Genomic DNA, 26,530 nt, shown 5'->3' with positions numbered 1-26,530 from the left:
ATCTTAATTTTTATGGATTAAACGGGTTAGTTTTATAGATAAATCGGTGAGAATAATTTTGGCATTTCCGTTTCTTTCAATGTGATAAATAGCATCGGAAAGCGCTTCAAAAATTTCGGTAATATTTTCACCAGTGACAAATGGAGAAAATTTATCAAAAGTAAAATTTTCAACTTTTGGTTCAAGATAAACCAATTTTTTGGCTTCATAATTGTGTAACAACGCTTGTCGAAACATCGTTATGCAAAAATTCAAAAACTGCTTTTGACTTTCTCTTCCAATGCCAGCAATCGTTTCGCTCCAGGAAAGCAATCCATTGATAGCCGCAGCATTTCCTTTGGCACGAAAAGCGGTTCGAACCCAATCCACAAACCATTCTTCAAAAGGCAATTCATCTTCATCTGATTGTAAAAGATGTAAAGCATTGTTGAAATTCCCCTGCGATTGATGCGCTATTTTTTGTGCCAAATTGTGTTCCAAATTCATCGAAGAAATTAATTTTTCAGCAATAACTTTTTCAGGCAAAGCTGGAAAATGAACTACTTGACAACGCGAACGAATCGTTTGGATAATATCTTCTTCGTTTTCGGCAATTAATAGAAAAAGTGTTTTTTCTGGCGGTTCTTCTAATAATTTCAACAATTTATTTGACGCAGCAATATTCATTTTTTCTGCCATCCAAACAATCATGATTTTATAACCGCCTTCGTAGGATTTCAATGCCAATGATTTCAAAATATCTTGAGCATCATCAACGCGAATTTCGCCTTGTTTGTTTTTTACGCCAAGATGTTTGTACCAATCAAATAAACTTCCGTAGGGATTTTTTAATACAAATTCTCGCCATTCGGCAATAAAATCGGCACTTTTTGGTTTCGATTTTACATCATCATTCGTCACATTTGGATAAATAAAATGCAAATCGGGATGCGAAAGATTTTGAAATTTTAAATTACAACTTTCGTTTCCGCCCGAATTATCGCTTCCTAAATTTTGGCATAAAACAAATTGAGCATAAGCAATTGCCATCGCTAAAGTTCCGCTTCCTTCTGGACCAACAAAAAGCTGCGCATGTGGAATTCGTCCTTCCAAAGCGCTTTTTGATAAGTGATTTTTGATATAATCTTGTCCTAAAATTTCCGAAAAATGCATAAAGCAAATATAAGTCAAAAACTGTATTGGTTTAAAATAATACTAATTCTGATTTTTTGCTAAATAGCATTGGTCAAAAAATAAATTTTAAAAAGTTGATAGTAAAAGATTTATAACTTAAATTTTTCTTAAAAATCATCGATAAAGACACAAAAAAGAACCATAAAATTTAATTTTGTTATATTTGCAAGGATTCATAAAAATGTCACAATCAATGAAAACAATCCAAGATTTCGATTTCAAAAACAAAAAAGCCATAATTAGAGTTGATTTTAATGTTCCTTTAGACGAAAATTTTAATGTAACTGATGCCAATAGAATTGAAGCCGCAAAGCCAACTATTGATAAAATTTTAGCCGATGGTGGAAGCGTAATTTTGATGTCACATCTTGGAAGACCAAAAGGAAAAGAGGACAAATATTCACTTCGTCATATTGTTCAAACAACGTCTCAAGTTTTAGAAAAATCAGTAACTTTTGTTGACGATTGCCGTGGTCAAGTTGCTCAAAATGCTGTAAAAAATATTCAAAACGGCGATGTTTTACTTCTTGAAAATCTTCGTTTTTATGCTGAAGAAGAAGCTGGCGATGTTGAATTTGCCAAAGAATTAGCTTCGCTAGGAGATATTTATGTAAACGATGCTTTTGGAACAGCTCACAGAGCGCATGCTTCCACAACCATAATTGCTCAGTTTTTTCCAAACGATAAATGTTTTGGCACTCTTTTAGCCAAAGAAATTGAAAGTTTAAACCGAGTGTTGAATAATTCAGTTAAACCCGTAACAGCAGTTCTTGGCGGTTCAAAAGTTTCGTCAAAAATTACCGTTATCGAAAATATTTTAGACAAAGTAGACCACATGATTATTGGCGGTGGAATGACTTTTACGTTCATTAAAGCGTTGGGTGGAAATGTTGGCGATTCAATCTGTGAAAACGATAAATTGGATTTAGCATTGGAAATTTTGTCAAAAGCAAAAGCAAAAAATGTTCAAATTCACATTCCAGTTGATGTTGTTGCAGCCGATGCTTTTTCAAATGATGCTAACACACAAATAGTTGACGTTCGCGAAATTCCTGATGGATGGCAAGGTTTAGACGCTGGACCAAAATCGTTAGCGAATTTCAAAGAAGTAATTTTAAACAGTAAAACTATTCTTTGGAATGGACCATTGGGTGTTTTTGAAATGGAAAATTTTTCCAAAGGAACAATCACTTTAGGAAATTTCATCGCAGAAGCTACAGAAAATGGAGCATTTTCTCTTGTTGGTGGTGGCGATTCGGTTGCTGCAGTGAAACAATTCGGTTTTGAAGAAAAAATGAGTTACGTTTCTACTGGTGGCGGAGCAATGTTAGAAATGCTTGAAGGAAGAGTTTTACCAGGAATTGCAGCTATTTTAGAATAAATTTTTTGCTAATACAATATATTACAATTATTTACGTTAGTAAACATATACAAACAAAAAACAAACGAAACTTTAATAAAATAAAGTTATGATTATAAAAAAAATAACTTCACTTGCAGTAATCTTTGTTTCTGCGGCAACTTTTGCTCAAGACACTATCATTCCTGCTAAAATTGAAAAAGTTCCTTTAACCAAAAAACAGTATCTCGATTCTATCAAAACGACCTTTGTTCGCGATAATTTAGCTTCGTGTATCGATAGTATGTGGATGAAGGAATTAGCGAGTTTGGATTTATACAACGAAATGACATTGGACATTAAAAACATCAATGTTGATGAAAAAGTTGATTATGAATTGCCAACCGAATTATTAAAAGAAAGATTAAAGAAATTAGACGAAAAATCTCCTTTCAATATCGAGTATAATGTTGGTTTAGAAAATGTTATAAAGTCATTTTTGAAAAACCGTAAAAAAGGATTTGAGCGATTAATGGGAATTTCACAATACTATTTTCCATTATTCGAAGAATCATTAGCGGCACACAATATCCCTTTGGAAATTAAATATTTGGCTGTTGTGGAATCGGCGTTAAACCCAAGAGCAGTTTCTAAAGCTGGCGCAACAGGTTTATGGCAATTCATGTACCAAACCGGAAAACAATATGGCTTGAAAATCGATACTTATGTTGACGAAAGAAGCGATCCAATGAAAGCGAGTAAAGCTGCAACACAGTATATGAAAAACATGTACAGTATTTTTGGCGATTGGGATTTGGTTTTGGCTTCTTACAACACTGGACCAGGAAATGTTGCTAAAGCGATTCGTCGTTCGGGCGGAAAACAAAATTATTGGAATATCAGACCATATTTACACAAAGAAACACAAGGTTATGTTCCAGCTTTCTTAGCTACGATGTACATTTTTGAATATCACAAAGAACACGGAATTGTTCCTCATAAACCAGTTGCCAATCATTTTGCAACCGATACTGTTCAGGTAAAAAACGCTTTAACTTTCAAGCAAATTGCTGATTTATTGGACGTTTCAGTAGCAGAATTACAGTTTTTAAATCCATCTTATAAAAGAGAAGTTGTTCCTGTAATATCTGGAAACGATTACTATTTAAGATTGCCTCTAGATAAAATAGCACTTTTTGAATCAAACGAAGATAAAATTTATGCTTACGCAAAATATGAAGACAGTTTTAGAGAAAAACCTTTTGATATAAGATTTGCATCGGCAGTTGCTTCAAACGATTCGACTACAAAATTGAAATATCATAAAGTTAGACGCGGCGATAGTTTGGGCGAAATCTCAGATAAATATGGTGTTACCGTTGCGCAGTTGAAAAAATGGAACAGATTAAGAAGTAATTCCGCACCATTAGGAAGAAATCTAAAAGTATATACGCAACAAGCCATTTCTCAAGAAAATACTGCTGTTGCTGAAACTAAAGTTGCCAAAGTTAAAACCGATACAACTACAGTAAAAGAAACATTAGCATCAAATTCGGCTAAAGTTTTCAAAGAGGAAAAAGTAGTTACTTATAAAGATGTTACTAAATATTACAAAGTAAAAAAAGGTGACAATCTTGGGGAAATTGCCGATAAACACGGAGTTACTGTTGCCGAAGTAAAAAAATGGAACAAACTGAAAAGCAACAATATTAATCTTGGTGCAAATTTAAAAATCGTTAAGAACGAACGTGTTGTTACAACAGTTAGAAAAGAAGTTAAGCAACCAAGAATTGTTGAAAGTACTCAAAATGATGCCGTCGCTTCTAACGAAAATGAAGAAGATGCAAAACAAAATCCTAGCGATTATTATGAAGTTCAAAAAGGAGATAACCTTTATTACATTGCCAAAAAATTCAATGTTAGCATTGAAGATTTAAAGAAATGGAACAAAATTGAAGACGGAAACGTCCAAATGGGTTCAAAATTAGCTTTGATGAATTTGAATTCAGATGAAAAAGAACCTGTTGTAACCGAAGCAAAAACGGAAACAAAAATCGTTGAATATGTTGTAAAAGCAGGCGATAATCTTGGAAACATTGCTAAAAAATATAACGCATCGGTTTCTGATTTAAAAGATTGGAACAATTTAGAAGACAACAACATAAAGTTAGGCGAAAAACTAATAGTTTCTAAAAAATTATTTATTGTAAACGATACAAAACCAAACAAAAAAGAAACTTTTGCTAATAGCGAAAAAGAAAAAGTAAAACTTTATTACGTGAAAAAAGGCGACTCGCTTTTTAGCATTGCAAAAAAACATCCTGGCGTAACTGTTGCGGACATCAAAAAATGGAACGGAATAAACAACGAAAGTTTAAAACCAGGTATGAAACTTAAAATTAGCGGTTAATCCGAAAATGTTCTATAAATTTGGGTTTTATTTCATAATCATGAATAAAACCCTTTTTTTATTTCTAATGGTTTCTATTTTGTTTTCGTGTCAAAAAAAAACGGACACGTTAAAGCAAGATGATTCTAGTCATATCAACACTATTTCCGTGATTATCGACGATCAATTATGGAATTCAGAAGTTGGCGATAGCATTCGAAACAAATTTGCGACACCTGTTCTTGGATTGCCACAAGAAGAACCACTTTTTACCATAAAACAATTTCCAGTAAAACTTTTTGAAGGATTTTCAACAGGAAGTCGGAACATGATAATCGTTAAAAAAAGCGATAAAAATCTTTTTGAAATCAAAGCAAATGAATTTGGCGAAACGCAAAATTCTATTCACATTACTGGAAAATCGACCAATGAAATCCTTTTTCTTTTAGAAAAACATTCCGCCGAAATCATCAAGCGAATGAGAGAAACGGAAATCAAAGCCAATCAGCAAATTATTACAGATTCGCTTCAAAACACATATAAAATCAAGAAAAAATTCAATATCGATATAGCAATTCCGATAGAATATGAATACGTTAGAAGAAGGAAAAATTTTATTTGGCTCAAAAAAGAAATTACCAGCGGAAACAATAGTATCATCATTTATCAAATTCCATACAACAGTATTCGCGATAAAAATGCCGTAAACGATATTGTAAAAGTTAGAGATTCTATTGGTAAATTATACATTCATGCCAAAAGTAACAACGCAAAAATGTTAACCGAAGAAGCTTATTTTCCTTATTTTTCTAAAATTCGTTGGAATGAATACAATGTATATGAAACCAAAGGAACTTGGGAAATCAATAGCGATTTTATGTCTGGACCATTTATAAATTATGCAATAAAAGACAAAGCAAACAATAGAATTTTGGTTCTCGAAGGATTTTGTTACGCGCCATCAAAACAAAAACGAGATTTAATGTTTGAGCTGGAATCCATCATAAAAACCATCAAAATACCTAAAACAAAATAACCATGTTGCTAGAATGGAAAACAAAGCGATTTGAGACGCTTTCTTCGCTTGAACTATATGAATTGTTAAAACTACGCAGCGAAGTCTTTGTCGTGGAGCAAAACTGCGTTTATTTGGATATTGATGGCAAAGATGAGAAAGCATTACATCTTTTGGGAACGTTTGAAGGCAAAATTGTGGCGTATGCACGATTGTTTAAACCAAATGATTATTTCGCCGAAGCATCAATTGGAAGAGTTGTAACACATCCCGATTTTAGAGATCGTAAAATTGGTCATATCTTGATGCGAGAAGCCGTTGAAAGCATCCGAATTTATTTTGGCGAAAGCAAAATCACCATTTCGGCACAATTATATCTGAAAAAATTTTACGAAAGTCATGGTTTTATTCAAACTAGCGAAATGTACTTAGAAGACGATATTCCGCATATTGAGATGAAAAGAAGTTAAATCTTCGTAATCACCAATTCAACTCTTCTATCATATTCTGCGCCTTTTCCTAGCGGAACAGTATTTCCATAACCTTTAAAAGTCATTCGGTTTTTTGGAATTTTCTTAAATGCTAAATACTTAAAAACAGATTCAGCTCTGTTGGTTGAAAGTGCTCTTTTTCGCGTTTCTTTATCAATCGCTTCTTTTTGATATGGTGGCGTGCAACAAACATGGCCTTGGATTTCAAACTGAAGGTTTTTGTATTTGTGCAAAAGCTTTGCTACTTTATCTAATTCGGTTTTGGCTTTGAACGTTAATTTACTACTTCCGCGGTCAAAAAGAATGTTGTCTAGATAAATATGATCGCCAACGATATGATTTTTTTGAATGGAATTATAAAAACCTGGAATTTCAATTTTTGGCAATGGTTTTAGATTGATAACAATGTCAACCCGGCGATTTTTAGAGCGTTTCTCAGGAAGATTTTCAACAATATCATCGTCAATAAGGATTCTTCCTTTTCCTTCAATGGTAACAATAATTTTGTTTTTAATGCCGCTTTCAATCATTTTAGTTTGAATAACAGAAGCTCTTTTTGTTGATAATTTAAAATTGTAGGCTTCTTTACCAACATCATCTGTATAACCAAAAATTTCTATAGACTCAATTCTAGTAGAATCTGTTTTTTTTATAAAAGAGATAAGTTCTTCTCCTTGTTTTTCGCTGATGGTTGATTTATCAAAATCAAAATATACAGAATGAACCGCTTCTTCCTGTGCGTGAAGAAATCCAAATGTGAATAGCAGTAAAAGTTGTAAAAATCGCATTCTTAAATTTTTAGGATTTTGTTATACTCTGCAATGTTATTGAATAAAGTGACAGCTTTTTTAATTTCGCTATTGTTTTTTGTGTAATATTGATACAAGCCTTCTTTGTATTGGTATCTTTTGATGATTTCGTCTAGCAGTAAATTCTTAATTTCTTTACTGTTTTTATCAATTAAAGTCTCTTCACTTTTTTGCAAAGCGGTTAAAAGTTGTTGATATTCGGCAGCGATTGACGCATCGATTTTTTCTTTTTTGGCTTTTTCCAAAGTGGTTTTTAAAGCCAATTCCGTTTCAGTATCAAAGCTAATTTTTTCTTTTTTTATGAATGCTTTAAAATCGGCCATATCAGCATCGGTCAACGTTGGGATTTTATCTCCAAGAGAAGGATTTTTGTAATAATAATTGGTTACATAGTTGAAGATTGCATCGTTTTTTTGCAAGGCTTCGGCAATCGAACTCAATTTTGTTTCTTCCAATTCTACATCGGGTAAAATTCCGCCACCATCATAAACCGTTCTTCCGTTTTTGGTTTTAAAAGCGGTAAAGTTTTTCTCGTCGGTTTTGGTAGCTTTTCCGTTTTTGTCTTTTTTGCTATAATTCAATGCTTGAATACATCTTCCAGATGGCGTGTAATATCTTGAAATGGTAACTTTTACTTGCGTTCCATAAGTTAAATCAAACGGACGTTGCACCAATCCTTTTCCAAAACTTCTGCTACCAACAACAACAGCTCGATCTAAATCTTGTAACGCACCAGCAACAATTTCTGAAGCCGAAGCACTTTTTCCATCTACGATTACAGCAATTGGAATTTGCGTATCAATAGGTTCGCGAGTGGTTTTATAGGTGCTGTTATATTTTTCGTTTTTGGATTTTGTGGTAACGATAATTTCGCCTTTTGGTACAAATAAATTACAAATATTTACAGCTTCGTGAAGCAATCCGCCAGGATTTCCACGAAGGTCAAGAATGATTTGAGTTACACCATCATTTTTTAGTTTTTCCAAAGCTTCTCTGGTTTCTGAAGATGCTTTTTTATTGAATTGAGAAAGAACGATGTAGCCTGTTTTTTCGTCAATTTTTGCAAAAAATGGAACGGCTTTTATTTCTACTTCGTCCAATGTTATTTGGGTTGACATTGGTTTCCCTAATCGTAAGTATTTTATATCGACTTTGGTGTTTTTTGCACCTTTTAGCAACTGCGAAGCATCGTCTTTAAAATCAGAAAGTAACACATCGCCTATTTGGGTAATTTCGTCACCAGCTTTTAGACCAGCTTTATCAGCAGGAAAACCTTTGTATGGTTCTTTGATGATAAGTTTGTCGTCTTTTCGAGTAATCATTGCTCCAATTCCGGTATATTCGCCAGTATTGTTGATTTTGAATTTGATTACATCTTGTTCGCTGAAATAATTGGTGTATGGATCAATATCGGCAAGCATGCTTTTTACCGCTTTATCCATTAATTCTGATGGATTGGTTTCGTCAACGTAATTTTGATTTACGGTTTTGAAAATGTTGGTAAAAATTTCGATTTGTTTAGCAATTTCAAAAAAATCTTCTTTGAAACTAACGCCAACAAAGAAAAATCCGCTCAAAAGAACGGTGATGATATATCGTTTTTTAATTTTTGAGAACATGAAAATGTATTTTATAAATCCTTATTTCTAACGAAATTAGTTATTCTATTCTTCTTTTTTTCTTAATGAAAGTACAAATTTTTCAAAAAGCTGAATGGTTTTTTCATTAATTTCTTGATAACTCAGTTTTTCTTTGGTTTGATAGAAAAACATTAGGCAATATTTTTGGTCTAAATTTTCAATCAAAATGTGTTTGTTAAGCCGATAACATTCGCGAAGAATTCGCTTGAAATAGTTTCGGTCAACGGCATTTTTAAAATATTTTTTGGAAACTGAAACACCCATTTTCAATGGAACATCATCTTCAAAATCTTTTTGAATAAAAACCAATCGCAACGGATATTTTCCAACCGATTTACCTTTGGTAAAAAGAGAATCTATCGTTTTTTTACTCTTAAGTTTTTCGGCTTTTGGATATGTAAAATCCATTTTTATTTATCATTGTAAATGTTGTACACAAATTTTACTTCGTTGTAATTGATGTAAACTTGCATTCGGTTATTTTCTTTTTTCTTAGTGATAATCAAGATTTGACATTTGGAAAATTTATTGTCCATACATTCAAACGGTACAATATTCACGTCATCATTATCGATAATTTCTCCGTAGGATTTAATTTTAAAGGATTGTACTTCCTGAGAATTTATAGTGATAGTATTTTTCTTGGCATCAAGTGTTATCAATACGTTAGCATCAACAAAATCCGACCATTCGTTCCAGCTGCCGTTTGCTTTTTTATCGGTAAAACTTACACTGCTGGTTTTAAAACGAATGGGTTGCGAATAGCTTTTTTGAATTGCAAAGCTGAATAGCAAAAACAAAGAAAGAAAATTAATGTATTTCATAATAGAGAAAATATTTGTGGTAAATCTACAAATTCTATTCCAAAAAAAAGCGTTCAATTTTTAAGAACGCTTTTACTATTATTTTACTTCCAATATATTATTTTCGGTTTTCACATCTGCCATTAAACCACTTGGATCAATGGTTATTTTTTTAACCGATGATTGATTTGAAACAGGGAAATTATACGTTGGTTTTGCCCATGTCCAATCTGTTAAAACAGTTCTTTTAATGTTAGTATTTGGATTTTCTTTTACAAAATGCATCATTTGTAACGGAATGTGGAAACTTTCTTTAGAACCATCAGTATATTCTACTAAAATATCAATTGGCATTGGCATTCTTCCAATTCTTTCAAGTGTAATTGTATTGTTTTCAAATGATTTTATAGCATAATCAATAGTGTTTGTGGTTTTTGTCCAATCGGTTAAATACCAATCGAGTTGCGCACCCGAAACGCGTTCAGCAGTTCGTTTTATATCATTTGGTGTTGGATGTTTAAATTTAAACTCTTTATAAAAGCGTTTTAATGTTTTCATAGTGTTTTCTTTTCCAATTAAATAGATTAGTTGGGATAAGAAAAGTTCACCTTTGCTATAAGAAGAAATACTATAGCTTCTGTTTTCATCAAATCGATCTGCATGAGTAGATAATGGAAGTTCTTTATTTGAATTGACTAAATTTGAATAACTTTTGTATGAACCGTTAAAAGGATTTTCCACTTTTTTGTTTGAAAGTTCATTAACAACTAAATCCTCAATAAAAGATGTGAAGCCTTCATCCATCCATCCATGTTTACTTTCATTAGTTGCTAAAACATGTTGAAACCATGAATGTCCCATTTCGTGAGCAATTAGCCCAACGAAACCGTCTAATTTTCCTTCGCCCAATACTAGTGTACACATGGCATATTCCATTCCGCCATCGCCACCTTGAATAACAGAATATTGTTTGTAAGGATATGAACCGATATTGGCGTTATAATAATCCATTATTTTTGAGGTTAAAGGTTGTGCTTGTTTCCAAACATCAAAAATTTTCGGATTGTTTTTGTATAAAAAATGAAGCGTTACACCATCAGGACGAACAAGTTTATCGTGAATATATTCTTTGTCGGCTGCCCAAGCAAAATCATGAACATTTGGCGCAATAAAATGCCAAGTTAAAGTTGGATTATTTGGGTTTTTGGTCACTTTTTTTCCATCATCTTCATAGCCAAAACCAATTTCGTTGTTGTTTTTTAAATAACCTGTTCCGCCAAGAATGTAGTCTTTGTCAATCGTAATTTTTACATCATAATTTCCCCATACGCCATGAAATTCTCTACCCAAATAAGGCGATGTATTCCATCCTTCGAAATCGAATTCACATAGTTTTGGATACCATTGCGCCATTGAAAACTCAACACCTTCCTTATTATTTCTTCCCGACCGACGAATTTGAACCGGAACTTGACCATCAAAATCAAGTGTAAACGTTGTTTTTTTTCCGGGTAAAATAGGTTTTGAAAGCGTTACTTCTAGTATTGTTCCAACTTCTTTTGTAGTAGTAATTTTTCCATCTTGTTTAAAGTTAGATATTTTTAAATATCCAATTTCATTTGGCTTTAATTTGGCAATTCTACTTTCTTTAATTTCTTTTCCGTCATCGGTTTTTGTTTTAGTAACCATTCTTGCATCGGGATCGACAATGTTTTGGTTTCTAAAGTCCATTTCGCTTCCGGGTTGAAAGGCGTTGTTGAACAAGTGATAAAAGACTTTTTTTAAAGTATCGTTGGAATTATTGGTGTAAACTAACGTTTGTTTTCCTTTATATTGATAGTTTTTGGCATCAACAGAAACCTCCATTTTATAATCGGCTTTTTGTTGCCAGTAAAAATTTATTTGACTGTAAAAATTTGTAAAATTTAAAAGCAACAAAAATGATAAAAATATTTTTTGCATAATTAATGGGTAATTAAAACTTATCTTCTAACAATTTTTTTAAAAAAAGTATTTCTTCCTTTAACGTAATTATATGCTCTTTATCAGCATTGATTATTGTATTTATTGTGTCAACATTATATGAATTAGCGACTTCATTATTATATTGATGACTTATTTTCTGTGTTTTTTCTTCAATCAAATCCGAGACTGTAGTATTTAAAATTTTTGCAATTTGAATTAGTCGAGTTATACTAATTCTTTCATCATACTTTTCAAGTCTAGCGTAGCTAGGCTGTGTCAATCCAAGTTCAAAAGCTAAACTTTCTTGTGAAAAACCTCTTAAATCTCTTAACTTTCTGATTTTTTCTCCTATTTTATTCATTTTTTAAATAATTTATTGCAAATATAAATAAATTCATAAAAATAATGATTAACTTGTTTTTTTAAAACTAATAAATTTGCTTTTTTAAACAATTAAAAAACTTATATTTATGAAAAAATTATTTATGGTTTCAGTTTTGTCATTAATGACTGTTTCATCAACTTTTGCGAATTCTTGGCAAGTTAGAAGTACTTGTCAAAAAAGAGTTAATTTTTTGGGTATATTGACTGTTTACTCAGTTGAAATTACCTATACAGAATATGATTCTTTTGGAGTTGCAACTGGAAATAGTTACACAACATCTTGTACAAAAGATGGTAATTGGGACTGGATTTGGTAAATGTTTAATTGGGCTGTTTACAGCCCTTATTTTTTATTATGTTAAAATTTATTTTTCTTTTATTTTCTTTAATTACCTACTCACAATCTAAGACTGTATATATCATTTCAAAAAACGATAACTTACCTATTCAAGATGTATTAGTCTACAGTGGAAATGATTTATTAGGTAAGTCAAATTCTGATGGTCAAATCAAGATTGACAAAAAAATCAATAAACTTATTTTTGTTATTGAAAATTATGATGATTTAGAATTGAGTTTTGAAGAAATTGAAAAAATTAATTATTTAGTTAAACTCAATCCAATTAAATATATTTCGCTTGATGAGGTCGTTATCAAGAAAACAAATGAAACAGCTGCTTCAATACTTGAAAAAATAAAAGTTTCAAGATTTAATCAAAATCATAAAAATCTTAATTTTTACCAATCAAACATAAGTTTTAAATTCGACTCAACAACTATTTTTTTGTTTAATAATATCATTTTTCTAAATGAAGGATTGGAGATTAATGATGAAAATAAAGTGATTTATAAAGGATTTATAAAAACAATAAATGATAATTTCCAAGAAGGCTTTGAGTTAAAAAGCAATAATTTTGAAATACCAATTTTCGCTGGTGTTTACTGTAGTTTGGGGAGTCAAGAAATAACACCAATATTTGATATTAAATTATATAACTACGAACTACAAGAATCAGAAGACTTTTTTGTATTGAATTTTTTCCCCAAAAAAAGGAATTCAAAGCTACTTTATAATGGTTATTTTATTATAGATAAAAATGATTTTGGGATAATTGAGTTAAATATGTCTCTTGCAAAAAGTCAAAATAACACGTGGTGGACTAATTCATTTGATAAGAAAGATAAATACGAATATAAAATTAAGGATGATACTTTTAAATTCAAATTTAAAAAGATAGATAATAGTTATTTTCTGGAGAGTTCTAGTAGAGTTTTAAATGGGATACAAACAAAAGGAAATCATATTGGCGCAAAACTAGAATGTTCACTCTACAATGAGCAAACTATTAATCAAAATGGCTTAACTTTTAAAAAATACGATTGGATAAATAAAAAATTTAAATAATGAAAAAATATATAATAGGAATTGTAATAGTTATCATTTCTTTTATAATTGTACAAACATTCAGGTTTAATTATAATGGAAGAGACATTAATGAATTTAAATTTTATGATTTAAATCATACTGAGCTCAAACTGCAAGAAGTGTTTGACAGTAAAAATAATAAATTAATTTTATATATTATACCAGATTGTGAAAGTTGTACTGTTAAGTTTCAAAGTATAATCAGGGATAAGAAATATTCAAATTATCAGTTTATAATTATATCCGTTGGATTAAAAAATTTTGATTTTAAAAAATTTTACAATAAAAACTTATCCATGTACAATGTTAGCTTTTTAATAGATTTTAATAACACATTCTATAGAGATTTTGGTCTAGGATTTACGGAAGAATTTCCAACATTAGTAAGTTATAGCTATAGTAATGGTATATTTAAAAAAATCAATTAGTTAAATTTTAAAACTTCATAATTTTTGTTCCATTTTTATATTTAATAGTTTTTTATTTGTTTTTAAACCTCCATTTTATAAACCACTTTTTGTTGCCAATAACTTTTTGATTGACTAAAACAAAGTATAGTTCCAAAAAGAAAAGTTAAAGTTACTTTGTTTTTCATTACAATAACTAGGATTTGATTTTAGGTTTGATAGTTGATTGACTTGAAATTTGTTCTGCCATTTTTAGAGCATTATATGCATTGACAATTTTTCCAGAAACGGATGCTTGCGAAAATTTTCGGCTTTCACCATTTTCTCCTACTTTTACCATCATGTCTATTGGTGTACCCGATTGCATGATGATTTCTTTTACTTGCGAAGCTTTCAAATTTGGGTAATGTGAACGAATTAACGCCGCAACACCAGCTGCATTTGGAGAAGCCATTGATGTTCCTTGCAAGTATTTGTATTTTCCGTTGGGCAAAGTGGCATAAATTTTAACTCCAGGCGCAAAAACATCTACATTTTTAGTCCCATAATTTGAAAAATCTGCGATAATTTTTTCGCCATATTCATAGTTTAAAGCTCCAATTTGCAGAAAATTAGAAACGATTTCGGTGTTTTTATCTTTGGTATCTGTTGGGAAATTTTCTTCTACATCAATATCTTTTCCATCATTTCCAGCGGCATGAACAAACAAAACATCTTTACTTTCGGCATATTTCAATGCTTCCCAAACCCATTCGGCATGAGGCGAAAAATCTTTACCAAAACTCCCATTAATGACTTTTGCACCGTTATCAACAGCATAACGAATGGCTAATGCAATGTCTTTGTCATATTCATCGCCATTTGGAACAGCACGAATTGCCATGATTTCTACATTATTTGCAACGCCATCGCCGCCAATATTGTTATTTCTTTTTTGAGCAATAATTCCAGCAACATGCGTTCCGTGTTCGGTGTTTTCTTTATTGGAACCGTAAACTTTGTTGTTTCCGTATTTTCTGTCGTTGAAATCTTCTGGATTATCGCCAACTACTTTTCTTCCGTCAAACTCTTTGTTCAAGTTGTAATTTAACTTGTCATAGACATGGTTTTTAAATGAAGTTAATTCTTCTCTGAATTTTTCTCCATAATCAGCTGCATAAGACAACATCATCATTTTACTTTGGTACAATTTATATTTTACCGAAGCTACATTTTTCAATTCTTCTAGCGTATAATCTTCTTTTTTTAATTCTTCGCGAATGGTTTTGTCGGCTTCATACAACATGTCAACTGGTTGTTTGTAGCTCATTATTTTCTTGTATTCAGCGGTATGATCGGCTAATGCTTTTTTATATTTTTCTGAACCATCATCGCCTTTTTTCAAAATTCTAGTCATTTCTAGAGTTTCATTATACGAATCGCCTAGAAAATTCCAACCATGAATATCATCGATATAACCGTTTTTGTCGTCATCTTTCTTATTGCCGGCAATTTCTTTTGGATTGGTCCAAATGGCACCTTTTAAATCGGGATGATCTATGTCAGTTCCTGAGTCGATTACGGCAACAATAATTTTTTGTCCTTTTTTGTCTTTCAAAAGTTCGGCATATGCTTTATCAACACTCATTCCAGGAATGGAATCTTTTTCTAAATCGAGATGACTCCAACGTTGAAGTTCAGCTTCAGTTAAAGGCTTTTTTTTGGTATATCGAGTCGTTCCATCCTGTGCAACTACTGATATCGAAAAACTGGCAATAAGCGAATAAAGTATAACTTTCATTTTTTTAAAAAATTTATTGAATGGTTGTAAAAATAATTTCTTTTCCACCAACAAATAAAAGCATTAACAATATTTTAGTATCAAATATTGCGAATTAATCAAAAATATGATAAAGCTACCACATCAGATAATTTATCTCTTTTGATTTTAGTGAATTTTAGAAATGCTTTTATGGGAATAAATACAAACTGGTTTTATATAAACTGCTTTTTAATCACTTTTACAAAATTTCCTGAATTTCAAATCGTTCTTTCAATCGAACACCTTTTTCAGTCATTTCTACCGTAATTATGGGATTGTGAGCGTCGTGTTCCAGCCAAAGAAAGTAGTTGTTTTCAGCAGCAGCAGTTAAAAATTTTGATTTTTCGGGCATTGTTAATAAAGGTCGCGTGTCATAACCCATAACATAAGGCAAAGGTAAATGTCCAGCAGTTGGAATTAAATCCGCGCAAAAAACAATCGTTTTATCTTGATATTGAATATGCGGAATCATCATTTTTTCGGTATGACCATCAACATAAAAAATATCAAATCCTAAATCACAAATTCCAAAATCGTCATTTGGTCTTTTAATGAAGTTCAATTGACCGCTTTCTTGCATTGGAAGAATATTTTCTGAAAGGAATGATGCTTTTTCACGAGCATTTGGTTTTGTTGCCCAATCCCAATGGTTTTCATTAGTCCAAAATTTCGCATTTTTAAAAGCGACTTCATATCCAGTTTTGTCTTTGTTCCAATTTACACTTCCGCCACAATGGTCAAAATGCAAATGCGTCATAAAAACATCAGTTACATCATCACGGTGAAAACCATATTTTGCCAAAGATTTATCAAGAGAGTCATTTCCCCATAGCGAATAATAACCAAAAAATTTCTCTGATTGTTTGTTTCCCATTCCGGTATCAATCAAGATTAATCGGTTTCCGTCTTCTATCAGCATGCAACGTGCTGCAATATCAATAAGATTATTTTCGTCTGCTGGATTGGTTTTATTCCAAATGGTTTTTGGCACAACGCCAAACATCGCTCCGCCGTCAAGCTTGAAATTGCCGGTTTCTATAGGGTAGATTTTCATTTTGTAACTATTTTTTACAAATTTATAGAATAAAATCAATTTTTTCTATTTAGTCATTCGTTATAAAAATGTTAGATTATGTTGCAAAATAGCCAACATGAAGTATCTTTGCAGTTAATTTAGACAAAATCAAAATAGACCATGATACAAGTTTCTGAATCAGCAAGTAAAAAAATCGTTTCTATGATGGAAGAAGACGGTTTCAATGCGGCTACCGATTATGTTCGTGTTGGCGTAAAAAGTGGCGGTTGCTCAGGTTTGTCATATGAATTAAAATTTGACAAAGAAATAGGAGAAAACGATAAAGTTTTTGAAGATAATAATGTGAAAATAGCCGTAGAAAAGAAATCGTTTTTGTATTTAGCAGGAACAATTTTAGAATTTTCTGGCGGATTAAACGGAAAAGGATTTGTTTTTAATAATCCAAACGCAAGCAGAACTTGTGGTTGTGGAGAAAGCTTTTCGTTATAAAACTATGGCAAAATATACTGAAGACGACTTAAAAGTCGAATTAGAAAACAAAGAATACGAATACGGATTTTATACCGAATTAGACTCGGAAACGTTTCCTATTGGGTTAAACGAAGACATTGTTCGTGCGATTTCTAAAAAGAAAGATGAACCGCAATGGATGACCGATTGGCGTATTGAAGCTTTTCGTGCTTGGCAAGAAATGGTGGAACCAGAATGGGCAAATGTTAATTATGAAAAACCCGATTTTCAGGCGATTTCGTATTATTCTGCGCCAAAAAAAGCCGATCCAAACAAAACTCTTGACGATGTTGATCCTGAACTTTTGGCGATGTACAAAAAACTCGGAATTTCTATCGATGAGCAAAAAAAGATGAACAATATCGCTATGGATATTGTAGTCGATTCGGTTTCGGTAGCAACTACTTTCAAGAAAACATTGGCTGAAAAAGGTATTATTTTCATGAGTATTTCTGAAGCAATTCGTGAATATCCAGAATTAGTTCAGAAATATTTAGGAACGGTTGTACCACAAAGAGATAATTTTTATGCAGCTTTAAATTCGGCTGTTTTCTCTGACGGAAGTTTCTGTTATATTCCAAAAGGTGTGAAATGTCCAATGGAATTATCAACGTATTTCCGTATCAATCAAGCAGGAACAGGTCAATTTGAAAGAACACTTCTTATTGCCGACGAAGGAAGTTACGTATCGTATCTTGAAGGTTGTACAGCTCCAAGTCGTGACGAAAATCAATTGCACGCAGCTGTTGTAGAACTTATTGCTTTAGATAATGCCGAAATAAAATATTCAACAGTTCAAAACTGGTATCCAGGAAATAAAGAAGGAAAAGGTGGTGTTTTTAACTTCGTTACCAAAAGAGGAATCTGCGAAAAAAACGCAAAAATCTCATGGACACAAGTAGAAACAGGTTCGGCCGTTACTTGGAAATATCCATCAGTGGTTTTAAAAGGAGATAATTCGATAGGCGAATTTTATTCGATTGCCGTAACCAATAATTTCCAACAAGCGGATACTGGAACTAAAATGGTTCATTTGGGTAAGAATACTAAATCGACTATTATTTCTAAAGGAATTTCGGCAGGAAAATCACAAAACAGTTACAGAGGTTTAGTTAGAATTAGTGCAAATGCAGATAATGCTAGAAACTTCTCCCAATGTGATTCACTTTTAATGGGAAATAATTGCGGTGCGCATACTTTTCCGTATATCGAAAGCAAAAATTCATCAGCCAAAATCGAACACGAAGCAACGACTTCTAAAATCGGTGAAGACCAAGTTTTCTATTGTAACCAACGAGGCATTCCAACCGAAAAAGCTATTGCGTTGATTGTAAACGGTTTCAGTAAAGAAGTTTTAAATAAATTACCAATGGAATTTGCTGTTGAAGCACAAAAATTATTGGAAATTTCGTTAGAAGGTTCGGTAGGATAAAAACTTAAATGAACTTATATTCCCTAAATGGTTTTAAAATAAAAGAATAAAATGTTAAAAATTAGCAACTTACACGCTTCAGTTGAAGACAAAGAAATATTAAAAGGAATTAATCTTGAGATAAACGCAGGAGAAGTTCACGCAATTATGGGACCAAATGGTGCTGGAAAATCAACACTTTCTTCTATCATTGCAGGAAATGAAAATTATGAAGTTTCTGAAGGCGAAATCCTTTTAGAAGGTGAAGATATTTCAGAATTAGCACCAGAAGAACGCGCTCACAAAGGTGTTTTCTTGTCGTTCCAATATCCAGTTGAAATTCCAGGAGTTTCAGTTACCAATTTCATGAAAACGGCAATCAACGAAAGTAGAAAAGCCAACGGAAAAGAAGAAATGCCAGCCAACGAAATGCTGAAATTAATCCGTGAAAAATCGGAATTATTAGAAATTGATCGTAAGTTTTTATCACGTTCGCTAAACGAAGGTTTTTCAGGCGGAGAAAAGAAACGCAATGAGATTTTCCAAATGGCGATGTTAGAACCAAAAATCGCTATTCTAGACGAAACCGATTCAGGTTTGGATATTGATGCACTTCGTATCGTAGCTAATGGCGTTAATAAATTGAAAAACGAAAACAACGCAGTGTTAGTAATCACGCATTACCAACGTTTGTTAGATTATATTATTCCAGATTTTGTTCACGTTTTAATGGACGGAAAAATCGTAAAATCAGGCGGAAAAGAGTTGGCTTACGAATTAGAAGAAAAAGGATACGATTGGATTAAAACTGAATTGAACTAGAAGAGTTTACAGTCTCAGTCACAGTTTACAGAAACTGCGACTGAATACTGCGACTGAATACTGAAAAAATGGATTTAAAAGAAAAATTAGTATCGTCTTTCATGGCATTTGAAGAACAAATCGATGTGACTTCGCAGTTGCATGATGTGCGTACTTCGGCTATAAAAAACTTTGAAAATAAAGGTTTCCCAACCAAAAAAGAGGAAGCATGGAAATATACTTCGTTGAACGCCATCTTAAAAAATGACTTCACCGTTTTTCCAAAACACGAAAATGCTATTGAATTTGCTGAGGTTAAGAAGTATTTCCTTCACGAAATTGACACCTATAAAGTGATTTTTGTGGATGGAAAATTCTCTTCGTTTTTATCATCAACTACACATGATGGATTGGATGTTTGCTTAATGTCATCGGCATTGACCAAACCAAAATACAAAATGGTTATTGACGAGTATTTCAATAAAATTGCTAGTAAAGACGAGACTTTAACTACGTTGAATACCGCTTTCGCAAATGAAGGTGCGTACATTAATGTTCCGAAAAGTAAAGTGGTTGAAAAACCAATTGAAATTATTTATTTCTCGACAGGAGTTGAAAATGCTTTGATGGTGCAACCTCGAAATTTGGTAATTGTAGGTGAAAATGCTCATGTTCAAATCATTGAAAGACATCAATCGTTGAATGAAAATCCCGTGTTGACAAATGCAGTTACTGAGATTTTTGCTCAAAAACGTGCTATCGTTGATTATTACAAAATTCAAAACGATTTGCTAACAGCAAACCTAATTGATAACACCTATATTTCTCAAAAACAAGAAAGTAGAGTTTCGGTTCACACGTTTTCTTTTGGTGGAAACATCACCAGAAATAACTTGAATTTCTATCATTTTGGAGAGAGAATTGATTCTACTTTGAAAGGAATTACCATTATTGGCGACAAGCAACACGTTGATCATTACACACTTGTAAATCACGCAACGCCAAATTGTGAAAGCCATCAAAACTACAAAACCATTCTTGCCGACAGCTCAACAGGAGTTTTCAACGGAAAAATTTACGTAGAAAAAGAAGCTCAAAAAACAGATGCTTTTCAGCAAAACAACAATATTTTAATTGGTGATAAAGCTACAATAAACGCCAAACCACAATTAGAAATTTTCGCCGATGATGTAAAATGTTCACACGGATGCACAATTGGTCAGCTAGACGAAAGCGCCATGTTCTACATGCAACAACGCGGTATTCCAAAGAAAGAAGCTAAAGCACTATTGATGTATGCGTTTTCAAATAGTGTAATAGAAAGCATAAAAATACCTGAATTAAAACAACGAATTACTAAGATTATTGCTAATAAATTGGGTGTTAATTTAGGGTTTGATTTGTAGGGTTTAACCGCAAACACACAAAGAATTCGCAAAGAGCGCAATGATTAAAAAACTTTGCGCTCTTTGCGATTTTTTACTTTGCGCTCTTTGCGGTTAAGCTAGAAACAACTCCACTCAACAAACCATTAAAATCAAATTCAGGGTCTTCTTTTAAACCCATTCTAACAATTACTAAATCGTGACTTGGGAAAATCGCAACCATTTGCCCTTGATAACCGCTTGCATAATACATGTCATTAGGAACATTTGGGAATTTTTTACCAACATTTAACCAAAATTGTGCTCCATATTGTCCATTTGAAGTATTCGTTGGTGTTGACACGTATTTTGCCCAACTTTCATCAAAGATTTGTTCGCCGTTCCAATTGCCTTTGTGTAAATAGAGTAATCCAAATTTTGCCCAATCTCTTGTAGTTGCCCAACCATAAGACGAACCAACAAAATTTCCAGCCATATCGGTTTCTACCAAAGCAGAATTCATACCTATTTTATCAAACAAACTACTGTACCAAAAATCCAGATATTCTTGATGAGTTTTAAACTGTTTTCGCAAAATTCCACTCAATAAATTAGTTGTTCCAGATGAGTAATTCCAGGTTTCATTCGGTTTTCCAACCAATGGTTTGTTGATTTGAGATTGCGTCATGTCTTCTTCAATAAAAAGCATCTTGGTAGCATCACATATTTTAGAATAATTCTCTTCCCATTCTAAACCAGAATTCATGTGAAGTAAATCGTTGATAGTGATGTTCTTGCGCTCGTCATTTTTCCATTCGGCAATTGGAGCTGGTTTTGAAATATCGATTTTGCCTTGTTTTTGAAGAATTCCAAAATAGGTTGCAGTCAAACTTTTAGTCATTGACCAACCTAAAATTCTTGAGTTTTTGTTGAAACCTGTATCGTATTTTTCAGCAATAATTTTGTCTTTATAAATCACAATCACTGAACGTGTTCGCTTGTCTTTTATGCCTTTTTTATCAAAAGCATTAGCAACAGCAGCGTTTAATTTTTCGTAATTTACATTTGAAAAAACGGTGTCTTTGGGTTCGTTGTTTCCATAAGGAAAAGGTAAATCGTTCTGTAATTTGTTTCTTTTCGGAACATTATAAGGTTTTGAAATATCAAAATCATCATTAATTAAAGTTGCACCCAAACCTTCACGATAAATGGCTTTTCGCTCTTTAAATCCGTAAACTTTTGAAGTCACAAATCGTTCTGTATCATTAATTTCGTTGGTTGCCCAGTCTATTTTATCAATGTCATTATCACCTTGTTGGATGGTTTCCAAGGAACGATTGTCTAAAAAATGTCCAGAAGCAACACTTTTAGCAGAGAAACCAGATATTAAGTCAAGTTGTGGATAAATTTCTATTCGAAGATAAACTAAAAGTAATAGGACTAAAACAGCGAATATTTTGAAGAATTTTTTCATGATAAATAGATTTTGATGCAAGTTATAAAAATTGAAACATATAAGGTATTTAAGCACATATAAGAATTTGGTAATTTTATTTCGCTGTACTCAAATTGAAAAATAGTAATAGATTATTACATAAATATGCTTTAACTTAAATGAACTTATATGACTTATATGGTTTGTAAAAACATTCAACAATTATTAACAAACGTTTGATAAAAAACCATTTCAAAATGTGTACTTTTGTATTTAGATTTTTTCTAAATAATTCATGTTAGATATACAAAAAATAAGAGCCGACTTTCCCATACTTACTCAAAAAGTGAATGGGAAACAACTTGTTTACTTTGATAACGGTGCTACTTCGCAAAAACCAAAAGTGGTTATTGATGCCATTACAAAATATTACGAAGAAATAAATGCCAATATTCATCGTGGCGTTCATACCTTAAGTCAATTAGCTACTGATGCTTATGAAGTTTCTCGTGGTAAAATTCAAAATCATATTAACGCTAAATTCCCATATGAAGTAATTTTTACATCTGGAACGACACACTCTATTAATGCGATTGCTAATGGTTTTGCATCGATTTTAAAAGTTGGTGATGAGGTTTTGGTTTCGGCATTAGAACATCATAGTAATATTGTGCCTTGGCAAATGCTTTGTGAAAAAACGGGTGCAAAATTGGTAGTAATTCCAATGAATGATGAAGGTGAATTGATTATTTCAGAATTTGATAAATTACTTTCGGATAAAACTAAAGTGGTTACTGTAAACCATATTTCGAATGCATTGGGAACTTTAAACCCGATAAAATATATTATTGATAAAGCACATGAAGTTGGCGCGGCAGTTTTAATCGATGGCGCACAAGCTGTACCACATTTAAAACCAGATGTTCAAGAATTGGATTGTGATTTTTATGTGTTTTCCGGACATAAAATTTGCGGACCAACAGGTGTTGGCATTTTATACGGAAAAGAAGAATGGCTTAGAAAATTACCTCCATATCAAGGTGGCGGTGAAATGATTGCTACAGTTTCGTTTGAGAAAACTACGTATGCCGATTTGCCACATAAATTTGAAGCAGGAACACCAAATATCGCTGGAGGAATTGTGCTTGGAACCGCAATTGATTATTTGAATGAAATTGGTTTTGAAAACATTCAAGCCTACGAACACGAATTATTAGAATACGGAACAAAAAGACTATTAGAAATTGAAGGTCTGAAAATCTTCGGAACGGCTAAAGAAAAAACATCGGTAATTTCGTTTAATATAGAAGGAATTCATCCGTATGACATTGGTACAATTATTGACAAACTAGGAATAGCAGTACGAACAGGACATCATTGTGCGCAACCGATTATGGATTTTTATCAAATTCCTGGAACAATAAGAGCGAGTTTTGCTTTTTATAATACTAAAGAAGAAATTGATACTTTTGTAGAAGCGGTGAAAAAAGCGAAAATGATGTTGTCTTAAAACTAAGAATATGAAAGCAATAGGAATGATTTTACTAACTATTTTCCTTGGAAAAAGTTGCAGTAACGAAGCTCAAAATGACATTAATAATGCAGTTTTGCAATATTCAGCACATACACGTGGTTTTCATTTGAAGATTATCGTAAACAATCAAACGGCAACCGTTTCCAAAGGAAGAACGCCAGATTCTATGACACAAACTCAGACGAAAATATCAGATAGTGATTGGAAAGAGTTGATTGCATTGTTTGAAAAAACAAATTTGGAAACTTTTCCTGATTTAAAAGATCCAACACAAAAACGCCATTATGATGGTGCAGCAATTGCTGATTTGAAAGTTCGTTATCAGGATAAAAACTTTGAAACGGTAGATTTTGATCATGGTTTTCCACCAGCTGAAATTGAAGGTTTAGTAAATAAAATTGTGGCATTAACCGACGAAAAAGAATGACAATAAAAGAAATACAAGACGAAATTGTTGATGAATTTTCAATGTTTGATGATTGGATGCAACGCTATGAATACATCATCGAACTCGGAAAATCATTGCCATTAATTGACGAACAATATAAAACTGAAGATAACATCATTAAAGGTTGCCAGTCAAAAGTTTGGGTTCATGGTGAGCAAAATGATGATAAAGTAGTTTTTACTGCCGATAGTGATGCGATTTTAACCAAAGGAATAATTGCGATTTTAATTCGTGCTTTTTCCAATCAAAAAGCTTCGGATATTTTGGATGCCAATACTGATTTTATTGACGAAATTGGATTAAAAGAACATTTATCACCAACTCGCGCCAACGGTTTGGTTTCAATGATAAAACAAATAAAAATGTATGCTTTAGCATTTAGTGTAAAAAAAATATGAAATATAAGAGGTTTTTAAGTGTAATGATTTTTTTTTCTTTTTGGAATTGTTTTTCACAGTTGGTTTATGAAAAAATGCCAAAAGATGTTCAAGAAATCCATTTTGTTTATGAACAAAAGTCAAATTATATAATTAATGATGAAGGAGTTTTTGCGGATACTTTATTGTTTCAAATAGACTTTCCGGATACAAAATACATTTTGAAAAAACATCCATCAGACTCCACAGTTATTTGTGGGTTTTCTCCACATAAAGGATTTGGAAATAATAATAGAAAAAAGCTAAAGAGTATCATTTATCATTCCAATGAAACTATAAATGCGATACATTATGTAGTAAGTAAGAAAACAATTTTTAATGTTGTTAGAGGTGATGATGAAACAAAATTGATTTTCAAGAAATATTTTAGAGAACGATTTTATAATTTTGGATATAGGCAAGAATTCGATTTTGTAAAAAAAATTGAGAAAATAACTTATCCTAGAGTGAGTTACGAACATGAATTTAGTAAAATTTCAAAAAAAATTGAATTTATTGAAAGTCAAAATCATGGTTTTTATTCAAGTTCATATGGAGATTTTATAATTAAAAACTTGGTTTTCTTTAACAAAAGATTGCCTAAATTCGTGTCTCCAATATTATTTGTTAATAATGAGTTTGGAATAGAAAAAATAAAAAATATTGATGTTACAATTGAACTAAAATCAGTTTATTATAAATAAATGGAAGAATTTAAAGACGAAATAAATTTAGGAGAAAATGTAGTAAAGGTTTTAAAAGGCATTTATGATCCGGAAATTCCTGTAGACATCTACGAACTTGGATTAATCTATGATGTAATGATTAACGAAGACAACGATGTAAAAGTATTGATGACTTTAACTTCGCCTAATTGTCCAGTTGCCGAAACGTTACCTCGTGAAGTAGAAGAAAAAATCCAAAAAATCGACACCGTTAAATCCTGCGAAGTAGAAATTACTTTCGATCCACCGTGGAGCAAAGATTTAATGAGTGAAGAAGCAAAATTAGAATTAGGAATGCTTTAATTAGTATTCAGTTTCCAGTCACAGTATTCAGATAACTGCGACTGGAAACTGCGACTGAAAACTAAAAAATGGACGAAATCATCAATAAAGTTGCCAATTCATCGCTCGAAGTTTTCGATTTGGAAGATTATTATCCAATCGGAATTCGAACACAAATTGATATTTCCCAATGGCTTTATGAAGGTTTTTTACTTAAAGAAAAAGACTTTCGCGAAGCATTGAAAAATCACGATTGGTCGCAATATCAAAATCATTTAGTTGCCATTCATTGTTCTACCGATGCTATTTTGCCTGCTTGGGCAAGTATTTTAGTAACAACTCATGTTTCTTCGTTTGCCCAAAAAGTGGTTTTAGGAACAATAAATGATTTGGAAACTTCATTATATCAAGAGATTTTATCTAAAATTGATTACACGCAATATCAAGACAAACCCATTATCTTGAAAGGTTGTTCCAAAAAACCTGTTCCAGAAAGCGCTTATATCTTTGCTATTCAAGAACTTCAAAAAGTAGCTAAAAGTGTGATGTATGGCGAAGCTTGTTCGGCAGTTCCATTATTCAAAAAAGCTAAATAACTCCTTTTCAACATAAAATTTTAATTGATTTTATAAACCATTAAGAAGTTAAGGTAATTAAGCACAACAATACTTAATGAAACTTAATTTCTTAATGGTTTTAGTTTTTTACTTTTAATTTTTTGTAAAATGGAACTATTTATTTTAGTTTTTTAAAATCATTGATTTTAAAAAACTAAAATCGAAATCATGTTAAATAATTAGTTGCTAGAAAGTTAGATTTTAATAATATTTTGGTCAAGCCAAATGTATTGTTACCTTTGCACCCGAAAATTTAAAATCTAACAAAATGAAGAAAATTTTACTTTCAATAACATTTTTGTTTGCTAC

Annotated in this window: 27 protein-coding genes; 17 read left to right on the top strand and 10 right to left on the bottom strand. The window is 31.9% G+C overall.

Annotation, left to right across the window (positions count from 1 at the left end):
• Nucleotides 1-3: 3 nt before the first annotated feature.
• Entirely contained in the window at nucleotides 4-1,152 is a 1,149-nt protein-coding gene (locus tag IAI56_RS00755; RefSeq protein WP_187656058.1) for a DNA polymerase III subunit, read from the bottom strand.
• Nucleotides 1,153-1,366: 214 nt separating this feature from the next.
• On the opposite strand from IAI56_RS00755, the gene IAI56_RS00750 reads away from it, so the two are divergent.
• The 4 genes from IAI56_RS00750 (at nucleotide 1,367) to IAI56_RS00735 (ending at nucleotide 6,386) form a co-directional block, all read left to right on the top strand.
• On the top strand, nucleotides 1,367-2,554 hold the full coding sequence (locus tag IAI56_RS00750) for a phosphoglycerate kinase (protein WP_187656057.1): 1,188 nt from the start codon (nucleotides 1,367-1,369) through the stop codon (nucleotides 2,552-2,554).
• A gap of 88 nt (nucleotides 2,555-2,642) precedes the next feature.
• A complete protein-coding gene (locus tag IAI56_RS00745) occupies nucleotides 2,643-4,922 on the top strand; it encodes a LysM peptidoglycan-binding domain-containing protein (RefSeq protein WP_187656056.1) in 2,280 nt (759 codons plus the stop codon).
• A gap of 40 nt (nucleotides 4,923-4,962) precedes the next feature.
• Nucleotides 4,963-5,937: a DUF4837 family protein gene (locus tag IAI56_RS00740; RefSeq protein WP_187656055.1), complete on the top strand. Its 975-nt coding sequence runs from the start codon at nucleotides 4,963-4,965 to the stop codon at nucleotides 5,935-5,937.
• Nucleotides 5,938-5,939: 2 nt separating this feature from the next.
• A complete protein-coding gene (locus IAI56_RS00735; protein ID WP_187656054.1) occupies nucleotides 5,940-6,386 on the top strand; it encodes a GNAT family N-acetyltransferase in 447 nt (148 codons plus the stop codon).
• On the opposite strand, the gene IAI56_RS00730 is transcribed toward IAI56_RS00735, so the two are convergent.
• From IAI56_RS00730 to IAI56_RS00705, 6 genes are all read right to left on the bottom strand, one after another.
• Complete coding sequence (locus IAI56_RS00730) at nucleotides 6,383-7,195, bottom strand: OmpA family protein (RefSeq protein ID WP_187656053.1); 813 nt, start codon at nucleotides 7,193-7,195, stop codon at nucleotides 6,383-6,385. The two genes, IAI56_RS00735 and IAI56_RS00730, sit on opposite strands and share 4 nt — an antisense overlap.
• 2 nt (nucleotides 7,196-7,197) lie before the next feature.
• Nucleotides 7,198-8,835, bottom strand: a complete 1,638-nt coding sequence (locus IAI56_RS00725) for a S41 family peptidase (protein ID WP_187656052.1) — start codon at nucleotides 8,833-8,835, stop codon at nucleotides 7,198-7,200.
• A gap of 45 nt (nucleotides 8,836-8,880) precedes the next feature.
• Nucleotides 8,881-9,264 carry a ribonuclease P protein component gene (rnpA, locus tag IAI56_RS00720; protein ID WP_187656051.1) on the bottom strand — a complete coding sequence of 128 codons (384 nt, stop codon included), beginning with the start codon at nucleotides 9,262-9,264 and terminating at the stop codon, nucleotides 8,881-8,883.
• Nucleotides 9,265-9,266: 2 nt separating this feature from the next.
• Nucleotides 9,267-9,680, bottom strand: a complete 414-nt coding sequence (locus IAI56_RS00715; protein ID WP_187656050.1) for a hypothetical protein — start codon at nucleotides 9,678-9,680, stop codon at nucleotides 9,267-9,269.
• 78 nt (nucleotides 9,681-9,758) lie between these two features.
• A complete protein-coding gene (locus IAI56_RS00710; RefSeq protein WP_187656049.1) occupies nucleotides 9,759-11,621 on the bottom strand; it encodes a M1 family metallopeptidase in 1,863 nt (620 codons plus the stop codon).
• 13 nt (nucleotides 11,622-11,634) lie between these two features.
• Entirely contained in the window at nucleotides 11,635-11,985 is a 351-nt protein-coding gene (locus IAI56_RS00705; RefSeq protein WP_187656048.1) for a helix-turn-helix domain-containing protein, read from the bottom strand.
• A gap of 109 nt (nucleotides 11,986-12,094) precedes the next feature.
• On the opposite strand from IAI56_RS00705, the gene IAI56_RS00700 reads away from it, so the two are divergent.
• The 3 genes from IAI56_RS00700 to IAI56_RS00690 are packed head-to-tail and all read left to right on the top strand — an operon-like array spanning nucleotide 12,095 to nucleotide 13,862.
• On the top strand, nucleotides 12,095-12,325 hold the full coding sequence (locus IAI56_RS00700) for a hypothetical protein (RefSeq protein WP_187656047.1): 231 nt from the start codon (nucleotides 12,095-12,097) through the stop codon (nucleotides 12,323-12,325).
• A 38-nt stretch (nucleotides 12,326-12,363) separates the two neighbouring features.
• Nucleotides 12,364-13,413 (top strand): hypothetical protein, encoded by a 1,050-nt coding sequence (locus tag IAI56_RS00695; RefSeq protein ID WP_187656046.1) that lies wholly within the window; start codon nucleotides 12,364-12,366, stop codon nucleotides 13,411-13,413.
• Nucleotides 13,413-13,862 (top strand): hypothetical protein, encoded by a 450-nt coding sequence (locus IAI56_RS00690; RefSeq protein ID WP_187656045.1) that lies wholly within the window; start codon nucleotides 13,413-13,415, stop codon nucleotides 13,860-13,862. The genes IAI56_RS00695 and IAI56_RS00690 overlap by 1 nt, the downstream gene beginning before the upstream one ends.
• Before the next feature lie 175 nt (nucleotides 13,863-14,037).
• Here IAI56_RS00690 and IAI56_RS00685 read toward each other — a convergent pair whose 3' ends face one another.
• Both IAI56_RS00685 and IAI56_RS00680 read right to left on the bottom strand, forming a co-directional pair.
• Entirely contained in the window at nucleotides 14,038-15,621 is a 1,584-nt protein-coding gene (locus IAI56_RS00685) for a S8 family peptidase (protein WP_187656044.1), read from the bottom strand.
• A 220-nt stretch (nucleotides 15,622-15,841) separates the two neighbouring features.
• The gene (locus IAI56_RS00680) at nucleotides 15,842-16,696 is read right to left on the bottom strand and encodes an MBL fold metallo-hydrolase (protein WP_187656043.1); all 855 of its coding nucleotides are present in this window, start codon (nucleotides 16,694-16,696) and stop codon (nucleotides 15,842-15,844) included.
• A 141-nt stretch (nucleotides 16,697-16,837) separates the two neighbouring features.
• Between IAI56_RS00680 and IAI56_RS00675 the strand changes: the two genes are divergently transcribed.
• From IAI56_RS00675 to sufD, 4 genes are all read left to right on the top strand, one after another.
• Nucleotides 16,838-17,167 (top strand): HesB/IscA family protein, encoded by a 330-nt coding sequence (locus IAI56_RS00675; protein ID WP_133532390.1) that lies wholly within the window; start codon nucleotides 16,838-16,840, stop codon nucleotides 17,165-17,167.
• Between the two features lie 4 nt (nucleotides 17,168-17,171).
• Nucleotides 17,172-18,620: a Fe-S cluster assembly protein SufB gene (sufB, locus tag IAI56_RS00670; RefSeq protein ID WP_187656042.1), complete on the top strand. Its 1,449-nt coding sequence runs from the start codon at nucleotides 17,172-17,174 to the stop codon at nucleotides 18,618-18,620.
• A gap of 51 nt (nucleotides 18,621-18,671) precedes the next feature.
• Entirely contained in the window at nucleotides 18,672-19,421 is a 750-nt protein-coding gene (gene sufC / locus IAI56_RS00665) for a Fe-S cluster assembly ATPase SufC (protein WP_187656041.1), read from the top strand.
• Nucleotides 19,422-19,489: 68 nt separating this feature from the next.
• Nucleotides 19,490-20,806 carry a Fe-S cluster assembly protein SufD gene (sufD, locus tag IAI56_RS00660; RefSeq protein WP_187656040.1) on the top strand — a complete coding sequence of 439 codons (1,317 nt, stop codon included), beginning with the start codon at nucleotides 19,490-19,492 and terminating at the stop codon, nucleotides 20,804-20,806.
• Nucleotides 20,807-20,879: 73 nt separating this feature from the next.
• Here the strand turns inward: sufD and IAI56_RS00655 are convergent, their stop codons facing one another.
• The gene (locus IAI56_RS00655; RefSeq protein WP_187656039.1) at nucleotides 20,880-22,238 is read right to left on the bottom strand and encodes a serine hydrolase domain-containing protein; all 1,359 of its coding nucleotides are present in this window, start codon (nucleotides 22,236-22,238) and stop codon (nucleotides 20,880-20,882) included.
• Nucleotides 22,239-22,494: 256 nt separating this feature from the next.
• Between IAI56_RS00655 and IAI56_RS00650 the strand changes: the two genes are divergently transcribed.
• The 6 genes from IAI56_RS00650 to IAI56_RS00625 all read left to right on the top strand — a co-directional run bounded on the left by IAI56_RS00650 (nucleotide 22,495) and on the right by IAI56_RS00625 (nucleotide 26,200).
• Nucleotides 22,495-23,709, top strand: coding sequence for an aminotransferase class V-fold PLP-dependent enzyme (locus IAI56_RS00650; RefSeq protein WP_187656038.1), 1,215 nt, complete (start codon nucleotides 22,495-22,497; stop codon nucleotides 23,707-23,709).
• A gap of 10 nt (nucleotides 23,710-23,719) precedes the next feature.
• Nucleotides 23,720-24,160: a hypothetical protein gene (locus IAI56_RS00645; protein WP_187656037.1), complete on the top strand. Its 441-nt coding sequence runs from the start codon at nucleotides 23,720-23,722 to the stop codon at nucleotides 24,158-24,160.
• Nucleotides 24,157-24,579 (top strand): SufE family protein, encoded by a 423-nt coding sequence (locus IAI56_RS00640; RefSeq protein WP_187656036.1) that lies wholly within the window; start codon nucleotides 24,157-24,159, stop codon nucleotides 24,577-24,579. The genes IAI56_RS00645 and IAI56_RS00640 overlap by 4 nt, the downstream gene beginning before the upstream one ends.
• 74 nt (nucleotides 24,580-24,653) lie before the next feature.
• Nucleotides 24,654-25,301, top strand: coding sequence for a hypothetical protein (locus IAI56_RS00635; RefSeq protein ID WP_187656035.1), 648 nt, complete (start codon nucleotides 24,654-24,656; stop codon nucleotides 25,299-25,301).
• Nucleotides 25,302-25,625: an SUF system Fe-S cluster assembly protein gene (locus tag IAI56_RS00630; protein ID WP_187656034.1), complete on the top strand. Its 324-nt coding sequence runs from the start codon at nucleotides 25,302-25,304 to the stop codon at nucleotides 25,623-25,625.
• Nucleotides 25,626-25,693: 68 nt separating this feature from the next.
• The gene (locus IAI56_RS00625; RefSeq protein WP_187656033.1) at nucleotides 25,694-26,200 is read left to right on the top strand and encodes a DUF2480 family protein; all 507 of its coding nucleotides are present in this window, start codon (nucleotides 25,694-25,696) and stop codon (nucleotides 26,198-26,200) included.
• The last annotated feature ends 330 nt before the right edge of the window (nucleotides 26,201-26,530 follow it).

It is taken from the genome of Flavobacterium macrobrachii (assembly GCF_014486675.1).
GTDB classification, from domain to species: Bacteria; Bacteroidota; Bacteroidia; order Flavobacteriales; family Flavobacteriaceae; genus Flavobacterium; species Flavobacterium macrobrachii.
Note: the sequence above shows the minus strand (reverse complement) of the source record. Positions and strands in the feature narration are given on the sequence as shown.